We start from the raw sequence: 19,807 nt of genomic DNA on the forward strand, positions 1-19,807 counted from the left end.
GGACAAACCTATTATTTTTATCCGATTCAGGCTAGGGACTATTTGGCTACACCTGAAATCCAAGCATATGCGCTTAATGGGGATGAGATTATTATTTATCCTCAAGAGAAGGATTTTGAAACCCATCGTAGTTATCAGTACCAAGACTTAACGACTCGCGGAACAGTTGAGTTTCGTAGTGTGTGTACTCAACCTCTAGATAGAACCTTCGCTTCAGCAGCTTTTCACTTAGGATTGTTGGTTAATTTAGATAAGTTAGAAGCTTACTTAGAAACAGTACCTTTCTTTAAAGAATTTGGTCGTGATTACAAGTTTTTAAGACGGCAATTTTCTAAAAAAAATCTTATAGCTGAGGAAAAACCTGCGATTATTGAATTTTCCAAAGACTTACTCCTTCTAGCTGAGGAAGGACTGGAGATGAGAAATAAGCAAGAAATGACCTACTTACAGGCTTTGAAAGAAGAATTGGGCCTATAATTTCTCTTACAAAAGGAGAATTTTCTGAAAAATCATGATATAATGGATGAGACTATAGATAAAGGACAGAGAGTAATGACATTAGTTTATCAATCAACGCGTGATGCCAACAATACAGTAACTGCTAGTCAAGCTATTTTGCAAGGTTTGGCGACGGACGGTGGTTTGTTTACACCGCTTACTTATCCAAAGGTAGATTTGGACTTTGACAAATTGAAAGATGCTTCTTATCAGGAAGTTGCTAAGTTAGTTTTGTCGGCATTTTTAGATGACTTTACAGCTGAGGAGTTGGATTACTGTATCAACAATGCCTACGATAGCAAATTTGATACTCCTGCTATCGCGCCATTAGTGAAATTAGACGGACAATATAACTTGGAACTTTTCCATGGTTCAACAATTGCCTTTAAGGATATGGCCTTGTCTATTTTGCCATACTTTATGACAACAGCTGCTAAGAAACATGGTTTGGAGAACAAGATTGTCATCTTGACAGCGACATCTGGTGACACGGGGAAAGCTGCTATGGCAGGATTTGCGGATGTACCTGGTACTGAGATTATCGTCTTTTATCCAAAGGATGGTGTCAGCAAGGTACAAGAGTTGCAAATGACCACTCAGACTGGCGACAATACTCATGTTATCGCTATTGATGGTAACTTTGACGATGCGCAAACAAATGTGAAGCACATGTTTAACGACGTAGTTCTTCGTGAAAGATTAGCGGCTAACAAGTTGCAATTTTCATCTGCAAACTCTATGAATATTGGTCGTTTGGTGCCACAGATTGTTTATTATGTTTATGCCTATGCTCAGTTAGTTAAGACTGGTGAGATTGTGGCTGGTGAACAGATCAACTTTACCGTACCAACAGGAAACTTTGGAAATATCTTGGCTGCTTTTTATGCCAAACAAATCGGCTTACCAGTTGGTAAATTGATCTGTGCTTCAAATGATAACAATGTTTTGACAGACTTCTTCAAGACACGTGTTTACGATAAGAAACGTGAGTTTAAGGTAACAACTAGCCCATCTATGGATATCTTGGTATCTTCAAACTTGGAGCGTCTCATTTTCCACCTTTTGGGTAATGATGCGGTTAAAACAGCTGAACTTATGAATGCCTTGAACAAGCAAGGACAATATGAGTTGACAGACTTTGATGCAGAGATTTTGGACCTCTTTGCAGCTGAATATGCGACTGAGGAAGAAACGGCAGCAGAAATCAAGCGTGTTTATGAGGCAGATTCTTATATCGAGGATCCACATACGGCGGTTGCCTCGGCAGTTTATAAGAAATACCAAGCGGCTACTGGCGATGTGACTAAGACAGTGATTGCTTCAACAGCGAGTCCATACAAGTTCCCAGTGGTTGCAGTAGAAGCTGTAACAGGTAAAGTAGGCTTGACTGACTTTGAAGCCTTGGCTCAATTACATGATATTTCAGGAGTTGCAGTACCACCAGCAGTTGACGGGCTTGAAACAGCTCCTGTTCGTCACAAGACAACAGTGGCAGCTGCTGATATGCAAGCAGCGGTTGAGGCTTATCTAGGACTTTAAGACAGAGGGAGTAAACTCGGTTGGGAAACCAACTGAGTTTCTTTTCATCAGGAGGAAGGATTGTTTAAGAAAAATAAAGACATTCTTAATATTGCCTTGCCAGCTATGGGCGAAAATTTTTTGCAGATGCTCATGGGGATGGTGGATAGTTACTTAGTAGCCCACTTGGGCTTGATAGCTATTTCGGGTGTATCAGTAGCTGGCAATATTATCACGATTTATCAGGCGATTTTCATCGCTCTGGGAGCTGCTATTTCCAGTGTTATTTCAAAAAATTTGGGGCAGAAGGATCAATCTATGCTAGCCTATCATGTGACTGAGGCATTGAAGATTACCTTACTATTAAGTTTCCTTTTAGGATTTTTGTCCATCTTCGCTGGGAAAGAGATGATAGGACTTTTGGGGACGGAGAGAGATGTAGCTGAGAGTGGTGGACTCTACCTATCTTTGGTAGGCGGATCGATTGTTCTCTTAGGTTTAATGACTAGTCTGGGAGCCTTGATTCGTGCAACGCATAATCCACGTCTGCCTCTCTATGTTAGTTTTTTATCCAATGCCTTGAATATTCTTTTTTCAAGTCTAGCTATTTTTGTTCTGGATATGGGGATAGCTGGTGTTGCTTGGGGGACAATTCTGTCTCGTTTGGTAGGTCTTGTGATTTTATGGTCGCAATTAAAGTTGCCTTTTGAGAAACCGACTTTTGGTTTAGATAAGGAACTATTGACCTTATCGTTGCCAGCAGCTGGAGAGAGGCTCATGATGAGGGCTGGAGATGTCGTGATCATTGCCTTGGTTGTTTCTTTTGGAACGGAGGCGGTGGCTGGAAATGCAGTCGGAGAAGTCTTGACCCAGTTTAACTATATGCCTGCCTTTGGCGTCGCTACTGCAACGGTCATGCTGGTAGCTCGAGCAGTTGGAGAGGATAATTGGGAAAGAGTAGCTAATTTGAGCAAGCAAACCTTTTGGCTTTCTCTGCTTCTCATGTTGCCCTTGACGCTTAGTGTCTATGCCTTGGGTATACCACTAACTCATCTCTATACGACTGATTCTCTAGCGGTGGAGGCTAGTGTGCTAGTGACACTTTTTTCACTACTTGGTACTCCTATGACGATAGGAACAGTCATCTATACAGCAGTCTGGCAGGGTTTGGGCAATGCTCGGCTTCCCTTTTATGCGACAAGTATAGGAATGTGGTGTATCCGCATTGGAACAGGATATCTGATGGGGATTGTGCTTGGTTGGGGCTTGCCCGGTATTTGGGCCGGAACCCTTTTGGATAATGGTTTTCGTTGGTTATTTCTACGTTACCGTTACCAGCGTTATATGAGCTTGAAAGGATAGGAAATGCAAAAAACAGCTTTTATTTGGGATTTAGATGGGACTTTATTGGATTCTTACGAAGCGATTTTATCAGGAATTGAGGAAACTTTTGCTCAGTTTTCTATTCCTTATGATAAGGAGCAGGTGAGGGAGTTTATTCTCAAGTTTTCTGTGCAGGATTTACTTGTGCAGGTGGCAGAAGAGAGAAAGCTGGATGTGGAAATGCTAAATCAGGTGCGTGCCCAGAGTTTGGCTGAGAAGAATGCTCAGGTAGTTTTGATGCCAGGTGCGCGTGATGTGCTAGCTTGGGCAGAGGAATCAGGAATTCAGCAGTTTGTTTACACTCATAAGGGAGACAATGCTCGTACCATTCTCAGAGACTTGGGTTTGGAATCTTATTTTACAGAGATTTTAACCAGTCAGAGTGGTTTTGTGCGGAAGCCAAGTCCAGAAGCGGCTAACTATCTGTTAGGCAAGTATCAGTTGGATTCTGAGAAGACCTATTATATAGGGGATCGGACTCTGGATGTGGAATTTGCCCAGAATAGTGGGATTCAAAGTATCAACTTTTTAGAGTCGACTTATGAAGGAAATCATAGGATTCAAGGGTTAGCAGATATTCCTTATATTTTTGGGGATTGGGAACGATAAGATTGTGTCAGTTTTGTGACAGAGACCTAACAAACTATTTCAAGTAACCAAGTTTGTTACAAGGAATAGACAGTTCTGTTAAATAGGCCCGAGAGGGCTTTTTTTCTGCATTTTTTGTGTTATGATAGACAGGTACTCATTTGAAAGGAATAGGAAAGAATGAAGAAAAGAATATTATTAGCTTCAACAGTAGCCTTGTCATTTGCCCCAGTATTGGCAACTCAAGCAGAAGAAGTTCTTTGGACTGCACGTAGTGTTGAGCAAATCCAAAACGATTTGACTAAAACGGACAACAAAACAAGTTATACCGTTCAGTATGGTGATACCTTGAGCACCATTGCAGAAGCCTTGGGTGTAGATGTCACAGTTCTTGCGAATTTGAATAAAATCACTAATATGGACTTGATTTTCCCAGAAACTGTTTTGACAACGACCGTCAATGAAGCAGAAGAAGTAACAGAAGTTGAAATCCAAACACCTCAAGTGGCTTCTAGTGAAGAGGTGACAACTGCGACAGCAGATTTGACAACCAATCAAGTGACCGTAGATGATCAAACTGTTCAGGTTGCAGACCTTTCTCAACCGATTGCAGAAGCGCCAAAAGCGGTAGAAACTACAAGTACAAAAGAAGTAGCAACAAATTCAGAAGTTGCAGAGACAGTTGCTACTGCAGAAGAAGTGGCACCATCTACAAATACTTCAACGTCAGCGGAGCAAACAGCCGAAACAAGCAATGCAGTTGCAGAAGCAGCTCCTCAGGCAACAATTCCAGCTGAGAAAGATGAAACACAAGCAAGCACTCAAGCTGAATCAGCAGTGGAAGCAACTACAACTCCAACAGAAGAAACAGCAATCGAAACAACTGCAACAAGTTCAGAAGAATTAAAAGAAGCCTCATCAAATGAAGCTACAACAGCAGTTTCTACTTATCAACCAGAAGAGGCGAAAACAGTTTCAACAACTTACGCGGCTCCAGCTGCGCCCGATTATGCTGGACTGGCAGTAGCGAAATCTGAAAATACTGGCCTTCAACCACAAACAGCTGCCTTTAAAGAAGAAATCGCCAACTTGTTTGGCATCACATCCTTTAGTGGTTACCGTCCAGGAGATAGTGGAGATCACGGAAAAGGTTTGGCTATCGACTTTATGGTACCAGAAAGTTCAGAACTAGGGGATAAGGTTGCGGAATACGCTATTCAAAACATGGCCAGCCGTGGAATTAGTTACATCATCTGGAAACAACGTTTCTATGCTCCATTCGATAGCAAATATGGACCAGCTAATACTTGGAACCCAATGCCGGACCGTGGTAGCGTGACAGAAAACCACTATGACCACGTTCACGTTTCAATGAATGGATAAACCAGACTTTGTAATATCATTTTGACGAATGAGATCTAGCTTTCGTGATAAGAAGCGAGTCTCGTTCGTTTTTTCTTTGTCATACTCTTCGAAAGTCTCTTCAAACCACGTCAGTTTTATCTGCAACCTCAAAGCTGCGCTTTGAGCAACCTACGGATAGCTTCCTAGTTTGCTCTTTGATTTTCATTGAGTATCAATATGAATAGAAAATGGAAGTTACCATTTTGTAATGATTGAAGCAACATTCTTGCAATCTATTTTACTTTGTATTATGATTGATTAATCAACTATTGATAAATCAATAAAAGGGAAGAAGAAATGTTAGAGATTCAAGATTTACTTTATCAACTCCGCTTGTCTGAGCAAGCAAGTACGCAATTGTTTGAAAAAAGACTTGGGATTAGTTTGACACGGTATCAGATTTTACTGTTTCTGCTGAAGCATTCCCCTTGTAATCAAATAGCGGTTCAGGAGCGTTTGAAGATTGATCAGGCTGCTTTGACACGACATTTCAAGATTCTGGAAAAGGAAGGTTTGGTGGAACGTCATCGCAATTCTGAAAATCAGCGGGAAGTGTTGGTAGAGGCTACGAAGTATGCCAAGGAGCAGTTAGTGGTGAATCCCCCTCTGACGCATATCAAGGTTAAGGAGGCGATGGAAAGTATCTTAACAGATTCTGAGAGAACAGAACTCAGCCGTTTATTAAATAAATTGGTTTTGGGTATTGAGAATATAGAAATTTAAGGAGAAATAGATGTCAATTATGACAATCATTTTAGCAACGATTGTTGCTTTGGAGCATTTTTACATTTTTTATTTGGAAAGTATTGCAACGAAATCAGATGCGACTAGTCGTGTCTTTAACATGGACAAGGAAGAACAGGCTCGTCCGTCGGTAAGTTCACTGTTTAAAAATCAAGGGATTTATAATGCTTTGCTAGGAGTCTTTCTCTTGTATGGAATTTATTTCTCACAGAATTTAGAAATTGTGACTATTTTTGTTTTATTTGTGATTGGTGCTGCGGCTTATGGCTCTCTCACAGCAGACAAGAAAATTATTTTGAAGCAAGGTGGACCAGCTATTTTGGCCTTGATTAGTATTTTCCTCTTTAAATAAACTTTAATGCCAGTCTTATCCTCTCTAGTCCTTTTCACTCCAGAATAAGAGAAATATGTTATACTTGTTTCTAAGAAAAAAGTCTCATTGAATTAGTTTTGAGGAGTTAGAAATGAAAGTATTAGTGACAGGTTTTGAGCCCTTTGGAGGGGAAAAGGTTAATCCAGCCTTGGAGGCCATTAAAGGTTTACCAGCTGAAATCCATGGTGCTGAGGTCCGTTGGTTAGAAGTGCCAACAGTCTTTCACAAATCGGCTCAAGTATTGGAAGAAGAGATGAACCGCTATCAACCGGACTTTGTCCTTTGTATCGGCCAAGCAGGTGGAAGGTCTAGCTTGACACCTGAGCGAGTAGCTATTAATCAAGATGATGCACGGATTCCTGATAATGAGGGTAATCAACCGATTGACTTTCCCATTCGCCCAGATGGTGCTTCGGCCTACTTTAGTAGTTTGCCGATTAAAGCGATGGTTCAAGCTATAAAAAAAGAAGGTTTGCCGGCCTCTGTTTCCAATACTGCAGGGACTTTTGTCTGCAATCATTTGATGTATCAGGTCCTCTATTTGGTAGAAAAGAAATTTCCCCATGTTAAGGCAGGTTTTATGCATATTCCTTATATGATGGAACAGGTGGTGAATCGACCGACCACTCCAGCTATGAGTTTAGTGGATATTAGGCGAGGGATAGAAGCAGCAATCGGCGCCATTATAGAACATGGAGATCAGGACCTCAAGTTGGTAGGCGGAGAAACTCATTGATAGAAAAAAGCTTGAGGGGTTACCTTCAAGCTTTTGGACGTTTTCGAGCCAGTACTGCTCGGTAAAAAATCATTTTATTAATTTGAATGTAGGGTAGGAGTGAGAAACTAGCAATTCCAAAGGTAATCCAATTGAGGAAATACCAAGGAAGGAGTTGTAAGTCTAGGACAAAGCGCTGAAATTTGTAACCTTTCATTAAGAAACGGCTGGTTTTAAGGATTTGTCCTGGTTTGGCTTGTCCTAAGTCTAGGGTGTCACAGAGGAGAAATTCTACCTGTGAATAGGCATAGTATTGTGGAATATAGAGACTATTTCCGACAATCATCAAGAGGATACTTGCTAGAAAGTAAAGACCAAAGATCATGAGGAAGTGCTCGGTTTCAATTGACGAGAGATCCAAATTGGGAAATTCAGGATGAAGGACAACGAATTTCTTTGCTAGAAAGCTACTATAAAAGAGGAAGTAAATCCCAAGTAAACTAGGAATACTCCATAAGAAGAGATAGAAACGTTTGAGAAGGAGAGTCAAAAAGGTTTGTGAAAAGTGCTCTTCGTTAAAGAGTGTGAGACTATTTTTGACGGATAGTCCTGTATCAGGATTCTTGATGAGTTTCAGTGTTGTATAGACTGAACTGGTTAGAAGTATTGTTCCGATAAAGGAAACTAATAATGGAAAGAGGTAGGCTTGGAATACATGGCCAAACACGCTTAAAAAGGGTTGTTCTAAAATTGCTTCGTTGATACGCTCTAAGGGATTGAGGAAGCCAGACAAGATGACCAGCATGCTAGGTAAGAGATAGACGAGAAAGAGGCGGGGATTTTCAGCCTGAAATTGTCTGGCTTGCAGACGAACGGTTTTTAAATCAATTTTTGGGTATTTCATTCTCTCATTATACCATAGTTCGTGACAGTTCCTCCTTTTTTTGATAAAATCATACAGTATGCCCTTGGGCACAAAGTATGAACTGGGACTGTCTTTTCCAGCTTCGGAGGTAAAAAATGTCAGATTCACCAATCAAATATCGTTTGATTAAGAAAGAAAAACACACAGGAGCTCGTCTGGGAGAAATCATCACTCCCCACGGTACCTTCCCAACACCTATGTTTATGCCAGTTGGGACACAAGCCACTGTCAAAACTCAGTCGCCTGAAGAATTGAAGGAGATGGGTTCGGGAATTATCCTGTCAAACACCTATCATCTCTGGCTTCGTCCTGGAGATGAACTCATCGCACGCGCAGGTGGTCTCCACAAGTTCATGAATTGGGACCAGCCTATTTTGACAGATAGTGGTGGTTTTCAGGTTTATTCCTTAGCAGATAGCCGCAATATCACAGAAGAAGGGGTAACCTTTAAAAACCATCTCAATGGTTCTAAGATGTTCCTATCACCAGAAAAAGCCATTTCTATTCAGAACAATCTGGGCTCAGACATCATGATGTCCTTTGACGAATGTCCTCAGTTTTATCAACCATACGACTACGTTAAGAAATCAATCGAGCGTACCAGCCGTTGGGCTGAGCGTGGTTTAAAGGCTCATCGTCGTCCGCATGACCAAGGATTATTTGGGATTGTGCAAGGGGCAGGATTTGAAGACTTGCGTCGCCAATCGGCTCATGACCTTGTTAGCATGGATTTCCCAGGCTACTCTATCGGTGGTTTGGCAGTGGGAGAAACCCACGAAGAGATGAATGCAGTCTTGGACTTTACAACTCAACTGCTGCCTGAAAATAAACCTCGCTATTTGATGGGGGTGGGAGCGCCAGATAGCTTGATTGATGGGGTGATTCGTGGGGTGGATATGTTTGACTGTGTCTTGCCGACTCGAATCGCTCGTAATGGGACTTGTATGACCAGTCAAGGTCGTTTGGTTGTCAAAAATGCTCAGTTTGCTGAGGACTTTACGCCACTGGATCCTGAGTGTGATTGCTACACATGTAAGAACTATACACGCGCCTACCTTCGTCACCTGCTCAAGGCTGATGAAACCTTTGGTATCCGCTTGACGAGTTATCACAATCTTTACTTCTTGCTTAACCTGATGAAGCAAGTGAGACAAGCCATCATGGATGACAATCTCTTGGAATTCCGTGAGTATTTTGTTGAAAAATATGGCTATAATAAGTCAGGCCGTAATTTTTAAACTGGAATTGATATAAGCTAAAAATCCTAAGTTTTCTCTTGGGATTTTTCTTCTTTTTTTGATAGAATAAAGTGTATAATGAAAGGGAGAATAAACTCGTATGCGTATTAAATGGTTTTCCTTGATTAGGATTACAGGTTTACTTTTGGTACTCTTGTATCATTTCTTTCAGACAATCTTTCCTGGAGGATTTTTCGGGGTAGATGTCTTTTTCACATTTTCAGGCTTTCTGATTACGGCTCTACTTATCGAAGAATTTTCTAAAAATCATGAAATTGATTTGGTTGGATTTTTTAGGAGACGCTTTTATCGTATCGTGCCGCCCGTGGTTTTGATGGTCTTGGTGACCATGCCCTTTACCTTTCTAGTTCGACAAGATTATGTGGCTGGAATTGGGGGTCAGATTGCGGGTGTCTTAGGCTTCATGACAAACTTCTATGAACTCCTAACAGGTGGGAGTTATGAATCTCAGTTCATTCCTCATTTGTTTGTTCATAATTGGAGTTTGGCAGTTGAGGTTCACTACTATATTCTTTGGGGATTGGCAGTTTGGTTCTTATCCAAACAGGCTAAATCAAATGGTCAGTTGAAAGGGATGGTTTTTCTCTTATCAGCTGCTGCCTTCTTGATTAGTTTCTTCTCCATGTTTATTGGTAGTTTTCTAGTAACCTCTTATTCCTCTGTTTACTTCTCCAGTTTAACTCATGTCTATCCATTCTTTTTGGGAAGTGTGTTAGCAACTATCGTAGGCGTTCGTCAGACGACTTCCCTAGTTAAGCAATTGGATAAAATCTGGGATTTACGCAAGACCCTTTTAGTTTTTGGGGGAGGTTTTGGCTTCTTACTCATTTTGACCTTCTTTGTCAAATTTACCTATCTCTTTGCCTATCTTATGGGCTTCTTGCTTGCCAGCCTTGCAGCCATTGCTATGATTCTGGCGGCGCGTGTCTTACATGAAAAGACTCCTCATATACAGGAACCAAAGATTATTAGCTTTTTAGCAGATACTAGCTATGCAGTTTATCTCTTCCATTGGCCTTTCTATATCATTTTTTCACAGTTGACATCAAATCTTCTTGCTGTGTTATTAACTTTGATTTTTTCTTATGGATTCGCCAGCCTATCATTTTATGTGTTGGAACCTTGGATTGCAGGAAAGAACACACCTGTTTTACAAATCCTTCGTCCCCTGCCTCATATTCACACAATCCTTGCAGCAAGTACAGGAATCTTGGCCTTCATTGTCTTCTTAGTAACTCTGTTGGCACCACAAGTGGGAGCTTTTGAGACAGACTTAACTGTCAATGGCTTGAAGCAAGCTGCAACAAATATTAACCAGACCAAGGTAATGACAGAACGGGCAGATGCAAATAGTTTGGGAATTGCTGATGGCACTATGTTAATTGGTGACTCGGTGGCTTTAAGGGCAAATACAGCACTACAGACAGCCCTTCCTGGAGCACAGATTAACGCGCAGGTCAGCAGAACAACCAAGACCGCCAATGAAATCATGCTCAACAATAGCCAGAATAAATTTCTACCAAAGATGGTGGTTATTGCAACTGGGGTAAATAATCCTGAAAATTACAAGGAAGATTGGGATAGTATCGTGAAAAATCTTCCTAAGGGCCACCATATGGTTTTGGTGACTCCTTATGAAGGAGATAAGACAAAAGAGACCTATGGAATCGTTGAGAAGGCGGCTGCCTATATGAGAGAATTAGCAGAGAAGACTCCTTACATCACGATAGCAGATTGGAATCAAGCTGCTAAGGAACATCCAGAAATTTGGACTGGGACAGACCAAGTCCATTTTGGAAGTGATAATAGTAAAATTGAAGCAGGAGCTAAATTGTATGCAGATACCATTGCTGCAGCCTTGCAAACAGCTCAAGACAAGCCGGTCAAATCAAAATAACTTGTATTAAAAAGAGAAGAGTTGGAGAAATCCAGCTCTTTTAAAATATCTCCAGAAAATAGGTCTATACCATTTACAAATGAATCAGAAAGGTTTATAATGTAATTGACATAATAAATATCAAAAGTAATCTTTTAAGGAGGTCATTATTATGCCTAATTACGTTAAAGCGGATCAGTTTTTCTATCCATTTGGCATTCGTCGCGGTGGGTACTTAGAACTTGTTGATGGCAAATTTGGGAAACATGTGGATCAAATTCCTGAAGGAGCAGAGGTTCTTGACTATACTGGTTATAGCATTGCACCAGGTCTTGTGGATACTCATATTCATGGATATGCAGGTGTAGATGTGATGGACAACAACATTGAAGGTACATTGCATACTATGAGTGAAGGACTTCTTAGTACCGGTGTTACCAGTTTCTTGCCCACAACTTTAACAGCCACTTATGAGCAATTGCTTGCAGTCACTGAAAATCTTGGAAACCATTATAAAGAAGCAACAGGTGCTAAGATTCGTGGGATTTATTATGAAGGTCCATATTTCACAGAAACTTTTAAGGGGGCACAAAATCCAACTTATATGAGAGACCCGGGTGTTGAGGAGTTTCATTCTTGGCAGGATGCTGCAAAAGGGATGCTAAATAAAATCGCTATTGCACCAGAACGTGATGGGGTGGAAGATTTTGTACGTACTATTACAGGTGAAGGTGTGACAGTTGCACTTGGACACTCAGATGCGACATTTGAACAAGCTAAGAAGGCAGTTGATGCTGGAGCTAGTGTATGGGTACATGCCTATAATGGGATGCGTGGTTTAACACACCGCGAACTAGGTATGGTAGGAGCTATGTATGAGCTCCCACATACTTACGCAGAATTGATTTGTGATGGTTATCACGTAGATCCAAAAGCTTGTGAGATTTTACTTAAGCAAAAGGGGACAGAAAACATCGCTCTTATCACAGACTGTATGACAGCTGGTGGGCTTGAAGACGGTGACTATATGTTGGGAGAATTCCCTGTTGTAGTAGCAAATGGAACTGCACGTCTCAAATCTACTGGTAATTTGGCAGGTTCTATCCTCAAACTTAAAGATGGTATGAGAAATGTAGTCGAGTGGGGTATTGCAAATCCACACGAAGCGGTCATGATGGCCAGCCTTAACCCAGCTAAATCCGTTCACATCGATGATGTTTGTGGCCAAATCCGTGAAGGTTATGATGCGGACTTTATCGTACTAGATAAAGATTTGGAATTGGTAGCAACCTACCTAGACGGTGTGAAACGTTATCAAGCATAAGAGAAAAAGCAGAAGTTAGAGATTAGCTTCTGCTTTTTTATCTATATTGCTTTACTGGTAAATAAAAAAGTTAAAAAAATCACAAAAAAACTTGAAGAAACAAATGAAAAGGCTTACAATTATATTATAAATAGTACAAATAAAAAAACGGAGGAATGCTTTATGAAAGCCTATACTTATGTTAAACCAGGACTTGCTTCTTTTGTTGATGTAGACAAACCAGTGCTTCGCAAGCCAACAGACGCTATTGTGCGTATCGTAAAAACTACTATTTGTGGAACAGACCTCCATATTATCAAAGGGGATGTTCCTGCTTGCCAAAGTGGTACCATTCTTGGTCACGAAGGGATTGGGATTGTTGAAGAAGTTGGGGAAGGAGTTTCGAACTTCAAAAAAGGCGATAAGGTCTTGATTTCTTGTGTCTGTGCCTGTGGTAAATGCTACTACTGTAAAAAAGGAATTTATGCCCACTGTGAAGACGAAGGGGGCTGGATTTTCGGTCACCTGATTGATGGTATGCAGGCTGAATATTTACGTGTCCCTCATGCAGATAACACTCTTTACCACACTCCAGAAGACTTGTCAGATGAAGCCTTGGTTATGCTATCAGACATTCTGCCTACTGGGTATGAAATTGGTGTCTTGAAAGGGAAAGTAGAACCTGGTTGTAGTGTAGCCATTATTGGTTCAGGACCTGTTGGATTGGCTGCTCTTTTGACAGCCCAATTCTATTCACCAGCCAAATTGATTATGGTGGATTTAGACGATAACCGCTTGGAAACTGCCCTATCATTTGGTGCGACTCATAAGGTTAATTCTTCAGACCCTGAAAAAGCCATTAAAGAAATTTATGATTTGACAGATGGACGTGGTGTGGATGTCGCTATCGAAGCTGTTGGTATTCCTGCAACATTTGATTTCTGTCAAAAGGTTATCGGTATAGACGGAACAGTTGCCAACTGTGGTGTACATGGTAAACCAGTTGAATTCGATTTGGACAAACTTTGGATTCGCAACATCAATGTAACAACTGGTTTGGTATCTACAAATACCACTCCACAATTGTTGAAAGCTCTTGAAAGTCATAAGATTGAGCCAGAAAAATTGGTAACTCACTATTTCAAACTAAGTGAAATTGAAAAAGCCTATGAAGTTTTCAGTAAGGCAGCAGACCACCATGCAATCAAGGTCATCATCGAAAACGATATTTCAGAAGCTTAAGTAGTAAAAACATTTTGGAACATAAGCAAATAGAAATTCAGTCATCATAAGATGGCTGGATTTTTTATCAAAAAATTAAGAAATGAGCATTTTACTTTCCTTGTTTGGCGGAATTAGTTATAATATACGGTACGAAGGAATGAATGAATATGTATCGTGTTATAGAAATGTACGGAGATTTTGAACCCTGGTGGTTCTTAGAAGGTTGGGAAGAAGATATTGTAGCTAGTAAGAAATTTGACCAGTATTATGATGCTCTCAAATACTACAAAACTTGCTGGTTTAGATTGGAACAAGAATCCCCTCTTTATAAAAGTAGAAGTGACTTGATGACCATTTTTTGGGATCCAGAAGACCAACGCTGGTGTGATGAATGTGATGAATATTTACAACAATACCATTCTTTGGCTCTTTTACAGGATGAGCAGGTTATTCCAGATGAAAAACTACGCCCAGGCTATGAAAAACAAACCGGTAAGGAAAGGCACCGTTCTTGCCGTATGAAATTAAAATAGAGAAAAAGTAACTTTTTTGGAGTTGCTTTTTTTATTTTTCCAAATCTTTGCGAATAGTATAGGTGAGGAGGTAAGTATGGTTCAAGAAATTGCACAAGAAATCATTCGTTCGGCTCGGAAAAAAGGAGCGCAAGACATTTATTTTGTCCCCAAGTTAGACGCCTATGAGCTTTATATGAGGGTGGGAGACGAGCGCTGTAAAATCGGTTGTTATAATTTTGAAAAGTTTGCGGCCGTCATCAGTCACTTTAAGTTTGTGGCAGGTATGAATGTTGGGGAAAAGAGACGTAGTCAGCTAGGTTCCTGCGATTATGCCTATGACCAGAAGATGGTTTCTCTACGTTTATCTACTGTAGGTGATTATCGAGGTCATGAGAGTTTAGTTATTCGCTTGTTGCATGATGAGGAGCAGGACTTGCATTTTTGGTTTCAGGATATTGGAGAACTGGGCAAGCAGTATAGGCAACGGGGACTCTATCTCTTTTCTGGTCCAGTCGGAAGTGGCAAGACGACCTTGATGCACGAATTGGCTAAATCTCTCTTTAAAGGACAGCAAGTTATGTCCATCGAAGATCCTGTCGAAATCAAGCAGGACGACATGCTCCAGTTGCAGTTGAATGAAGCGATTGGGCTGACCTATGAAAATCTAATCAAACTTTCTTTGCGTCATCGTCCTGATCTCTTGATTATCGGAGAAATTCGGGACAGCGAGACGGCGCGTGCAGTGGTCAGAGCTAGTTTGACAGGGGCGACAGTCTTTTCAACCATTCACGCCAAGAGTATCCGAGGTGTTTATGAACGCCTGCTGGAGTTGGGTGTGACTGCGGAGGAATTGGCAGTCGTTCTGCAAGGAGTCTGCTACCAGAGATTAATTGGGGGAGGAGGAATCGTTGATTTTGCAAACAAAGACTATCAAGAACACCAGCCAACTAGCTGGAATGAACAGATTGACCAGCTTCTTAAAGATGGACATATCACAAGTCTTCAGGCTGAGACGGAAAAAATTAGCTACAGCTAAGCAAAAAAATATCATCACCCTGTTTAACAGTCTCTTTTCCAGCGGTTTTCATCTGGTGGAGACCATCTCCTTTTTAGATAGGAGTGCCTTGTTGAACAAGCAGTGTGTGACCCAGATGCGCACGGGCTTGTCTCAGGGAAAATCATTCTCAGAAATGATGGAAAGTTTGGGCTTTTCAAGTGCTATTGTCACCCAGTTATCCCTAGCAGAAGTTCATGGGAATCTTCACCTGAGTTTGGGAAAGATAGAAGAGTATCTAGACAATCTGGCCAAGGTCAAGAAAAAACTAATCGAAGTGGCGACCTATCCTTTGATTTTGCTGGGATTTCTTCTCTTAATTATGCTGGGGCTACGTAACTACCTACTACCTCAACTGGATAGTAGTAATATTGCCACCCAAATTATCGGCAATCTGCCACAAATTTTTCTAGGCATGGTAGGGTTTGTTTCCGTACTTGCACTTTCAGCACTCACTTTCTATAAAAGAAGTTCGAAGATGCGCGTCTTTTCTATCTTAGCACGTCTTCCCTTTCTTGGAATCTTTGTGCAGACCTATTTGACGGCCTATTACGCGCGTGAATGGGGGAATATGATTTCGCAGGGAATGGAGCTGACGCAGATTTTTCAGATGATGCAGGAACAAGGTTCCCAGCTCTTTAAAGAAATCGGTCAAGACTTAGCTCAAGCTCTCCAAAATGGTCGTGAGTTTTCTCAAACTATAGGAACCTATCCTTTCTTTAGAAAGGAATTGAGTCTCATCATCGAGTATGGGGAAGTCAAGTCCAAGCTGGGTAGTGAGTTGGAAATCTATGCTGAAAAAACTTGGGAAGCCTTTTTTACCCGAGTCAACCGCACCATGAATTTGGTGCAGCCGCTGGTTTTTATCTTTGTGGCTCTGATTATCGTTTTACTTTATGCGGCAATGCTCATGCCCATGTATCAAAATATGGAGGTAAATTTTTAACATGAAAAAAATGATGACATTCTTGAAAAAAGCGAAAGTGAAGGCTTTCACACTTGTGGAGATGTTGGTGGTCTTGCTGATTATCAGCGTACTTCTCTTGCTATTTGTGCCTAATTTGACCAAGCAAAAAGAAGCAGTTAACGACAAAGGAAAAGCAGCTGTTGTGAAGGTGGTAGAAAGCCAGGCAGAGCTTTATAGCTTAGATAAAAATGAAGAGGCTAGCCTAAGCAAGTTACAAGCAGATGGGCGAATCACAGAAGAGCAGGCTAAAGCCTATAATGAATACTATACAAAAAATGGAGGAAAAAATCGTACAGTCAATGATTAAGGCTTTTACCATGCTGGAAAGTCTCTTAGTTTTGGGACTTGTGAGTATCCTTGCCTTGGGCTTATCCGGCTCTGTCCAATCCACTTTTGCGGCGGTAGAGGAGCAGATTTTCTTTATGGAGTTTGAAGAACTTTATAGGGAAACCCAAAAACGTAGTGTAGCCAGTCAGCAAAAGACTAGTCTAAACTTAGATGGGCAGATGATCAGTAACGGCAGTCAAAAGTTGACAGTTCCTAAAGGAATTCAAGCACCATCGGGACAAAGTATCATATTTGACCGAGCTGGGGGCAATTCGTCCCTGGCTAAGGTTGAATTTCAGACCGGTAAAGGAACGATTCGCTATCAATTATATCTAGGAAATGGAAAAATTAAACGCATTAAGGAAACAAAAAATTAGGGCAGTGATTTTACTGGAAGCAGTAGTTGCTCTAGCTATCTTTGCTAGCATTGCGACCCTTCTTTTGGGACAAATTCAGAAAAATAGACAAGAAGAAGCAAAAATTTTGCAAAAGGAAGAAGTCTTGAGGGTAGCTAAGATGGCCTTGCAGACAGGTCAAAATCAGGTAAACATCAACGGAGTTGAGATTCAGGTGTTTTCTAGTGAAAAGGGATTGGAGGTTTATCATGGCTCAGAACAGTTGTTGGCTATCAAAGAGCCATAAGGTCAAGGCTTTTACCTTGTTAGAATCCCTGATTGCCCTCATTGTCATCAGTGGAAGCTTACTCCTCTTTCAAGCCATGAGTCAGCTCCTCATTTCAGAAGTTCGCTACCAGCAACAAAGCGAGCAAAAAGAGTGGCTCTTGTTTGTGGAGCAGTTGGAGGCAGAATTAGACCGTTCGCAGTTCGAAAAAGTGGAGGGCAATCGCCTCTATATGAAGCAAGATGGCAAGGATATCGCTATGGGTAAATCCAAATCAGATGATTTTCGAAAAACTGATGCCAGTGGACGAGGATATCAGCCTATGATTTATGGACTTAAATCTGCGCAGATTACAGAGGATAATCAACTGGTTCGTTTTCGTTTCCAGTTTCAAAAAGGCTTAGAAAGGGAGTTCATCTATCGTGTGGAAAAAGAAAAAAGTTAAGGCAGGAGTTCTCCTTTATGCAGTAACCATGGCAGCCATTTTTAGCCTTTTGTTACAATTTTACTTGAACAGACAAGTCGCCCACTATCAAGACTACGCTTTAAATAAAGAAAAGTTGGTTGCTTTTGCCATGGCTAAGCGAACCAAGGATAAAGCCGAGCAAGAAAGTGGGGAGCAGATCTTTAATCTAGGTCAGGTAAGCTATCAAAATAAGAAAACTGGCTTGGTGACAATGGTTCGTACGCCTAAGAGTCAATATGAGTTCCTATTTCCTTCAGTCAAAATCAAAGAAGAGAAAACGGATAAAAAGGAAGATGTAGCGACTGATTCAAGCGAAAAAGCGGAGAAGAAAAAATCAGAAGAGAAGGTCGAAAAGAAAGATCATTCTTAGCCAATCAAGCTACTTTGTGTTAAACTAAAAGCATGAAACATGATTTTAACCACAAAGCAGAAACTTTCGATTCCCCTAAAAATATTTTCCTTGCAAACTTGGTTTGTCAAGCAGTCGAGAAACAGATTGATCTTCTATCAGACAAAGAAATTTTGGATTTCGGTGGAGGGACGGGTCTGTTAGCTTTGCCCCTAGCCATTCAAGCCAAGTTCGTTACTCTTGTAGATATTTCTGAGAAAATGCTGGGGCAAGCTCGTTTGAAAGCGGAGCGACAAGACATCAAGAATATCCACTTTTTGGAGCAAGATTTACTGGAAAAACCCTTGGAGAAAGAGTTTGATCTCATTGTTGTTTGTCGTGTTCTTCATCATATGCCTGATTTGGATGCGACTCTCTTACTGTTTTATCAACATTTGAGGGAAGATGGACAACTCCTACTTGCTGATTTTACCAAGACAGAAGCTAACCATCATGGATTTAAATTGCCTGAACTGGAAAACAAGCTAGCCCAGTTTGGTTTTTCATCTGTGCATAGTCAGATTCTCTATAGCGCTGAAGACCTGTTTCAAGGAAATTACGCAGAACTCTTTTTAACAGTAGCCCAAAAATCACTCGCCTAGTCAGGGAGTGATTTTTCTATAAGGATGGAAAAAAGAAGGGAAATTTGATAAGATAGGAATATGGATTTTGAAAAAATTGAACAAGCTTATACGTATTTACTAGAGAATGTCCAAGTCATCCAAAGTGATTTGGCGACCAACTTTTATGACGCCTTGGTGGAGCAAAATAGCATCTATCTGGATGGTGAAACTGAGCTAGAGCAGGTCAAGGAAAACAATCAGGCCCTTAAACGCTTAGCGCTACGCAAAGAAGAATGGCTCAAGACCTACCAGTTTCTCTTGATGAAGGCTGGGCAGACAGAGCCCCTACAGGCCAATCACCAGTTTACACCAGATGCCATTGCTTTACTTTTGGTGTTTATTGTGGAAGAGTTGTTTAAAGAAGAGGAGATTACGATCCTCGAAATGGGTTCTGGGATGGGAATTCTAGGCGCTACTTTCTTGACCTCGCTTGATAAAAAGGTGGATTACTTGGGAATGGAAGTGGATGATTTGCTGATTGATTTGGCAGCAAGCATGGCAGATGTAATTGGTTTGCAGGCTGGCTTTGTCCAAGGAGATGCTGTTCGTCCACAAATGCTCAAAGAAAGCGACGTGGTCATCAGCGACTTGCCTGTCGGCTATTATCCTGATGATGCCGTTGCGTCGCGCCATCAAGTTGCTTCTAGTCAAGAAAATACCTACGCCCATCACTTGCTCATGGAACAAGGGCTTAAGTACCTCAAATCAGATGGCTACGCTATTTTTCTAGCTCCGAGTGATTTGTTGACCAGTCCTCAAAGTGACTTGTTGAAAGGTTGGTTGAAAGAGGAGGCAAGTCTGACTGCCATGATTAGTTTGCCTGAAAATCTCTTTGCCAATGCCAAACAATCTAAGACCATTTTTATCCTACAGAAGAAAAATGAAATAACAGTAGATCCTTTTGTTTATCCTCTTGCTAGCTTACAAGATGCAAGTGTTTTAATGAAATTTAAAGAAAATTTTCAAAAATGGACTCAAGGTACTGAAATATAAAATAGATTTTGTTATAATAGATGAAAACGCTTAAAAAGGGGTA

The 19,807-nt window shown here is 40.9% G+C and carries 23 protein-coding genes (1 of these 23 cut by a window edge); 22 read left to right on the forward strand and 1 reads right to left on the reverse strand.

Annotation, left to right across the window (positions count from 1 at the left end):
• The 8 genes from STYK_RS00975 to pcp form a co-directional block, all read left to right on the forward strand.
• Nucleotides 1–477 carry the final stretch of a glutamate-cysteine ligase family protein gene (locus tag STYK_RS00975; RefSeq protein WP_261805073.1) on the forward strand. It extends 801 nt beyond the left edge of the window, so the window shows 477 of its 1,278 coding nt (coding positions 802–1,278); its start codon lies off the left edge, out of view; the stop codon is at nucleotides 475–477.
• Between the two features lie 75 nt (nucleotides 478–552).
• Complete coding sequence (gene thrC / locus STYK_RS00980) at nucleotides 553–2,037, forward strand: threonine synthase (protein WP_125393782.1); 1,485 nt, start codon at nucleotides 553–555, stop codon at nucleotides 2,035–2,037.
• Between the two features lie 60 nt (nucleotides 2,038–2,097).
• Nucleotides 2,098–3,378, forward strand: a complete 1,281-nt coding sequence (locus tag STYK_RS00985; RefSeq protein ID WP_261805074.1) for an MATE family efflux transporter — start codon at nucleotides 2,098–2,100, stop codon at nucleotides 3,376–3,378.
• Nucleotides 3,379–3,381: 3 nt separating this feature from the next.
• On the forward strand, nucleotides 3,382–4,008 hold the full coding sequence (locus STYK_RS00990) for an HAD family hydrolase (protein WP_020903674.1): 627 nt from the start codon (nucleotides 3,382–3,384) through the stop codon (nucleotides 4,006–4,008).
• 159 nt (nucleotides 4,009–4,167) lie between these two features.
• Entirely contained in the window at nucleotides 4,168–5,370 is a 1,203-nt protein-coding gene (locus tag STYK_RS00995; protein WP_261805075.1) for a LysM peptidoglycan-binding domain-containing protein, read from the forward strand.
• A gap of 318 nt (nucleotides 5,371–5,688) precedes the next feature.
• A complete protein-coding gene (locus STYK_RS01000; RefSeq protein WP_261805076.1) occupies nucleotides 5,689–6,114 on the forward strand; it encodes a MarR family winged helix-turn-helix transcriptional regulator in 426 nt (141 codons plus the stop codon).
• 10 nt (nucleotides 6,115–6,124) lie between these two features.
• Entirely contained in the window at nucleotides 6,125–6,487 is a 363-nt protein-coding gene (locus STYK_RS01005) for a DUF1304 domain-containing protein (protein WP_261805077.1), read from the forward strand.
• 112 nt (nucleotides 6,488–6,599) lie between these two features.
• On the forward strand, nucleotides 6,600–7,244 hold the full coding sequence (pcp, locus tag STYK_RS01010) for a pyroglutamyl-peptidase I (protein ID WP_261090191.1): 645 nt from the start codon (nucleotides 6,600–6,602) through the stop codon (nucleotides 7,242–7,244).
• 25 nt (nucleotides 7,245–7,269) lie between these two features.
• On the opposite strand, the gene STYK_RS01015 is transcribed toward pcp, so the two are convergent.
• Nucleotides 7,270–8,127, reverse strand: a complete 858-nt coding sequence (locus STYK_RS01015) for a DUF975 family protein (RefSeq protein WP_153199944.1) — start codon at nucleotides 8,125–8,127, stop codon at nucleotides 7,270–7,272.
• A 116-nt stretch (nucleotides 8,128–8,243) separates the two neighbouring features.
• Here STYK_RS01015 and tgt point away from each other — a divergent pair, with 116 nt between their 5' ends.
• The 14 genes from tgt to STYK_RS01085 all read left to right on the forward strand — a co-directional run bounded on the left by tgt (nucleotide 8,244) and on the right by STYK_RS01085 (nucleotide 19,764).
• Nucleotides 8,244–9,386 carry a tRNA guanosine(34) transglycosylase Tgt gene (tgt, locus tag STYK_RS01020; protein WP_001285237.1) on the forward strand — a complete coding sequence of 381 codons (1,143 nt, stop codon included), beginning with the start codon at nucleotides 8,244–8,246 and terminating at the stop codon, nucleotides 9,384–9,386.
• Nucleotides 9,387–9,486: 100 nt separating this feature from the next.
• A complete protein-coding gene (locus STYK_RS01025; protein ID WP_261805078.1) occupies nucleotides 9,487–11,304 on the forward strand; it encodes an acyltransferase family protein in 1,818 nt (605 codons plus the stop codon).
• Nucleotides 11,305–11,455: 151 nt separating this feature from the next.
• Entirely contained in the window at nucleotides 11,456–12,607 is a 1,152-nt protein-coding gene (gene nagA, locus STYK_RS01030) for an N-acetylglucosamine-6-phosphate deacetylase (protein ID WP_001134549.1), read from the forward strand.
• Between the two features lie 162 nt (nucleotides 12,608–12,769).
• Complete coding sequence (locus STYK_RS01035) at nucleotides 12,770–13,828, forward strand: zinc-dependent alcohol dehydrogenase family protein (RefSeq protein WP_261805079.1); 1,059 nt, start codon at nucleotides 12,770–12,772, stop codon at nucleotides 13,826–13,828.
• 149 nt (nucleotides 13,829–13,977) lie between these two features.
• Complete coding sequence (locus tag STYK_RS01040; protein ID WP_000286405.1) at nucleotides 13,978–14,343, forward strand: DUF1033 family protein; 366 nt, start codon at nucleotides 13,978–13,980, stop codon at nucleotides 14,341–14,343.
• A gap of 76 nt (nucleotides 14,344–14,419) precedes the next feature.
• Nucleotides 14,420–15,361: a competence type IV pilus ATPase ComGA gene (comGA, locus tag STYK_RS01045; RefSeq protein WP_261805080.1), complete on the forward strand. Its 942-nt coding sequence runs from the start codon at nucleotides 14,420–14,422 to the stop codon at nucleotides 15,359–15,361.
• Entirely contained in the window at nucleotides 15,309–16,325 is a 1,017-nt protein-coding gene (comGB, locus tag STYK_RS01050) for a competence type IV pilus assembly protein ComGB (protein WP_261805081.1), read from the forward strand. The genes comGA and comGB overlap by 53 nt, the downstream gene beginning before the upstream one ends.
• A 1-nt stretch (nucleotide 16,326) precedes the next feature.
• Complete coding sequence (gene comGC, locus STYK_RS01055) at nucleotides 16,327–16,653, forward strand: competence type IV pilus major pilin ComGC (RefSeq protein WP_004257466.1); 327 nt, start codon at nucleotides 16,327–16,329, stop codon at nucleotides 16,651–16,653.
• Nucleotides 16,646–17,050, forward strand: a complete 405-nt coding sequence (comGD, locus tag STYK_RS01060) for a competence type IV pilus minor pilin ComGD (RefSeq protein WP_261081317.1) — start codon at nucleotides 16,646–16,648, stop codon at nucleotides 17,048–17,050. The genes comGC and comGD overlap by 8 nt, the downstream gene beginning before the upstream one ends.
• Complete coding sequence (gene comGE / locus STYK_RS01065; protein ID WP_000413380.1) at nucleotides 17,013–17,315, forward strand: competence type IV pilus minor pilin ComGE; 303 nt, start codon at nucleotides 17,013–17,015, stop codon at nucleotides 17,313–17,315. Before comGD ends, comGE begins: the two co-directional genes overlap by 38 nt.
• On the forward strand, nucleotides 17,278–17,739 hold the full coding sequence (comGF, locus tag STYK_RS01070; RefSeq protein WP_261805082.1) for a competence type IV pilus minor pilin ComGF: 462 nt from the start codon (nucleotides 17,278–17,280) through the stop codon (nucleotides 17,737–17,739). The genes comGE and comGF overlap by 38 nt, the downstream gene beginning before the upstream one ends.
• Complete coding sequence (comGG, locus tag STYK_RS01075) at nucleotides 17,717–18,130, forward strand: competence type IV pilus minor pilin ComGG (RefSeq protein ID WP_261805083.1); 414 nt, start codon at nucleotides 17,717–17,719, stop codon at nucleotides 18,128–18,130. Before comGF ends, comGG begins: the two co-directional genes overlap by 23 nt.
• Nucleotides 18,131–18,162: 32 nt before the next feature.
• The gene (locus tag STYK_RS01080) at nucleotides 18,163–18,750 is read left to right on the forward strand and encodes a class I SAM-dependent methyltransferase (RefSeq protein WP_261805084.1); all 588 of its coding nucleotides are present in this window, start codon (nucleotides 18,163–18,165) and stop codon (nucleotides 18,748–18,750) included.
• Between the two features lie 60 nt (nucleotides 18,751–18,810).
• Nucleotides 18,811–19,764 carry a class I SAM-dependent methyltransferase gene (locus STYK_RS01085; protein ID WP_049515760.1) on the forward strand — a complete coding sequence of 318 codons (954 nt, stop codon included), beginning with the start codon at nucleotides 18,811–18,813 and terminating at the stop codon, nucleotides 19,762–19,764.
• The last annotated feature ends 43 nt before the right edge of the window (nucleotides 19,765–19,807 follow it).

Origin of the sequence: Streptococcus toyakuensis, from assembly GCF_024346585.1 — a bacterium.
Lineage (GTDB): Bacteria > Bacillota > Bacilli > Lactobacillales > Streptococcaceae > Streptococcus > Streptococcus toyakuensis.

What these genes read in the sequence shown, in the direction of transcription:
- thrC (WP_125393782.1), top strand. Translation starts at nt 553, where the DNA reads ATGACATTAGTTTATCAATCAACGCGTGATGCCAACAATACAGTAACT.
- STYK_RS00990 (WP_020903674.1), top strand. Translation starts at nt 3,382, where the DNA reads ATGCAAAAAACAGCTTTTATTTGGGATTTAGATGGGACTTTATTGGAT.
- STYK_RS00995 (WP_261805075.1), top strand. Translation starts at nt 4,168, where the DNA reads ATGAAGAAAAGAATATTATTAGCTTCAACAGTAGCCTTGTCATTTGCC.
- STYK_RS01000 (WP_261805076.1), top strand. Translation starts at nt 5,689, where the DNA reads ATGTTAGAGATTCAAGATTTACTTTATCAACTCCGCTTGTCTGAGCAA.
- STYK_RS01005 (WP_261805077.1), top strand. Translation starts at nt 6,125, where the DNA reads ATGTCAATTATGACAATCATTTTAGCAACGATTGTTGCTTTGGAGCAT.
- pcp (WP_261090191.1), top strand. Translation starts at nt 6,600, where the DNA reads ATGAAAGTATTAGTGACAGGTTTTGAGCCCTTTGGAGGGGAAAAGGTT.
- STYK_RS01015 (WP_153199944.1), bottom strand. Translation starts at nt 8,127, where the DNA reads ATGAAATACCCAAAAATTGATTTAAAAACCGTTCGTCTGCAAGCCAGA.
- tgt (WP_001285237.1), top strand. Translation starts at nt 8,244, where the DNA reads ATGTCAGATTCACCAATCAAATATCGTTTGATTAAGAAAGAAAAACAC.
- STYK_RS01025 (WP_261805078.1), top strand. Translation starts at nt 9,487, where the DNA reads ATGCGTATTAAATGGTTTTCCTTGATTAGGATTACAGGTTTACTTTTG.
- nagA (WP_001134549.1), top strand. Translation starts at nt 11,456, where the DNA reads ATGCCTAATTACGTTAAAGCGGATCAGTTTTTCTATCCATTTGGCATT.
- STYK_RS01035 (WP_261805079.1), top strand. Translation starts at nt 12,770, where the DNA reads ATGAAAGCCTATACTTATGTTAAACCAGGACTTGCTTCTTTTGTTGAT.
- STYK_RS01040 (WP_000286405.1), top strand. Translation starts at nt 13,978, where the DNA reads ATGTATCGTGTTATAGAAATGTACGGAGATTTTGAACCCTGGTGGTTC.
- comGA (WP_261805080.1), top strand. Translation starts at nt 14,420, where the DNA reads ATGGTTCAAGAAATTGCACAAGAAATCATTCGTTCGGCTCGGAAAAAA.
- comGB (WP_261805081.1), top strand. Translation starts at nt 15,309, where the DNA reads ATGGACATATCACAAGTCTTCAGGCTGAGACGGAAAAAATTAGCTACA.
- comGC (WP_004257466.1), top strand. Translation starts at nt 16,327, where the DNA reads ATGAAAAAAATGATGACATTCTTGAAAAAAGCGAAAGTGAAGGCTTTC.
- comGD (WP_261081317.1), top strand. Translation starts at nt 16,646, where the DNA reads ATGATTAAGGCTTTTACCATGCTGGAAAGTCTCTTAGTTTTGGGACTT.
- comGE (WP_000413380.1), top strand. Translation starts at nt 17,013, where the DNA reads ATGGAAAAATTAAACGCATTAAGGAAACAAAAAATTAGGGCAGTGATT.
- comGF (WP_261805082.1), top strand. Translation starts at nt 17,278, where the DNA reads ATGGCTCAGAACAGTTGTTGGCTATCAAAGAGCCATAAGGTCAAGGCT.
- STYK_RS01080 (WP_261805084.1), top strand. Translation starts at nt 18,163, where the DNA reads ATGAAACATGATTTTAACCACAAAGCAGAAACTTTCGATTCCCCTAAA.
- STYK_RS01085 (WP_049515760.1), top strand. Translation starts at nt 18,811, where the DNA reads ATGGATTTTGAAAAAATTGAACAAGCTTATACGTATTTACTAGAGAAT.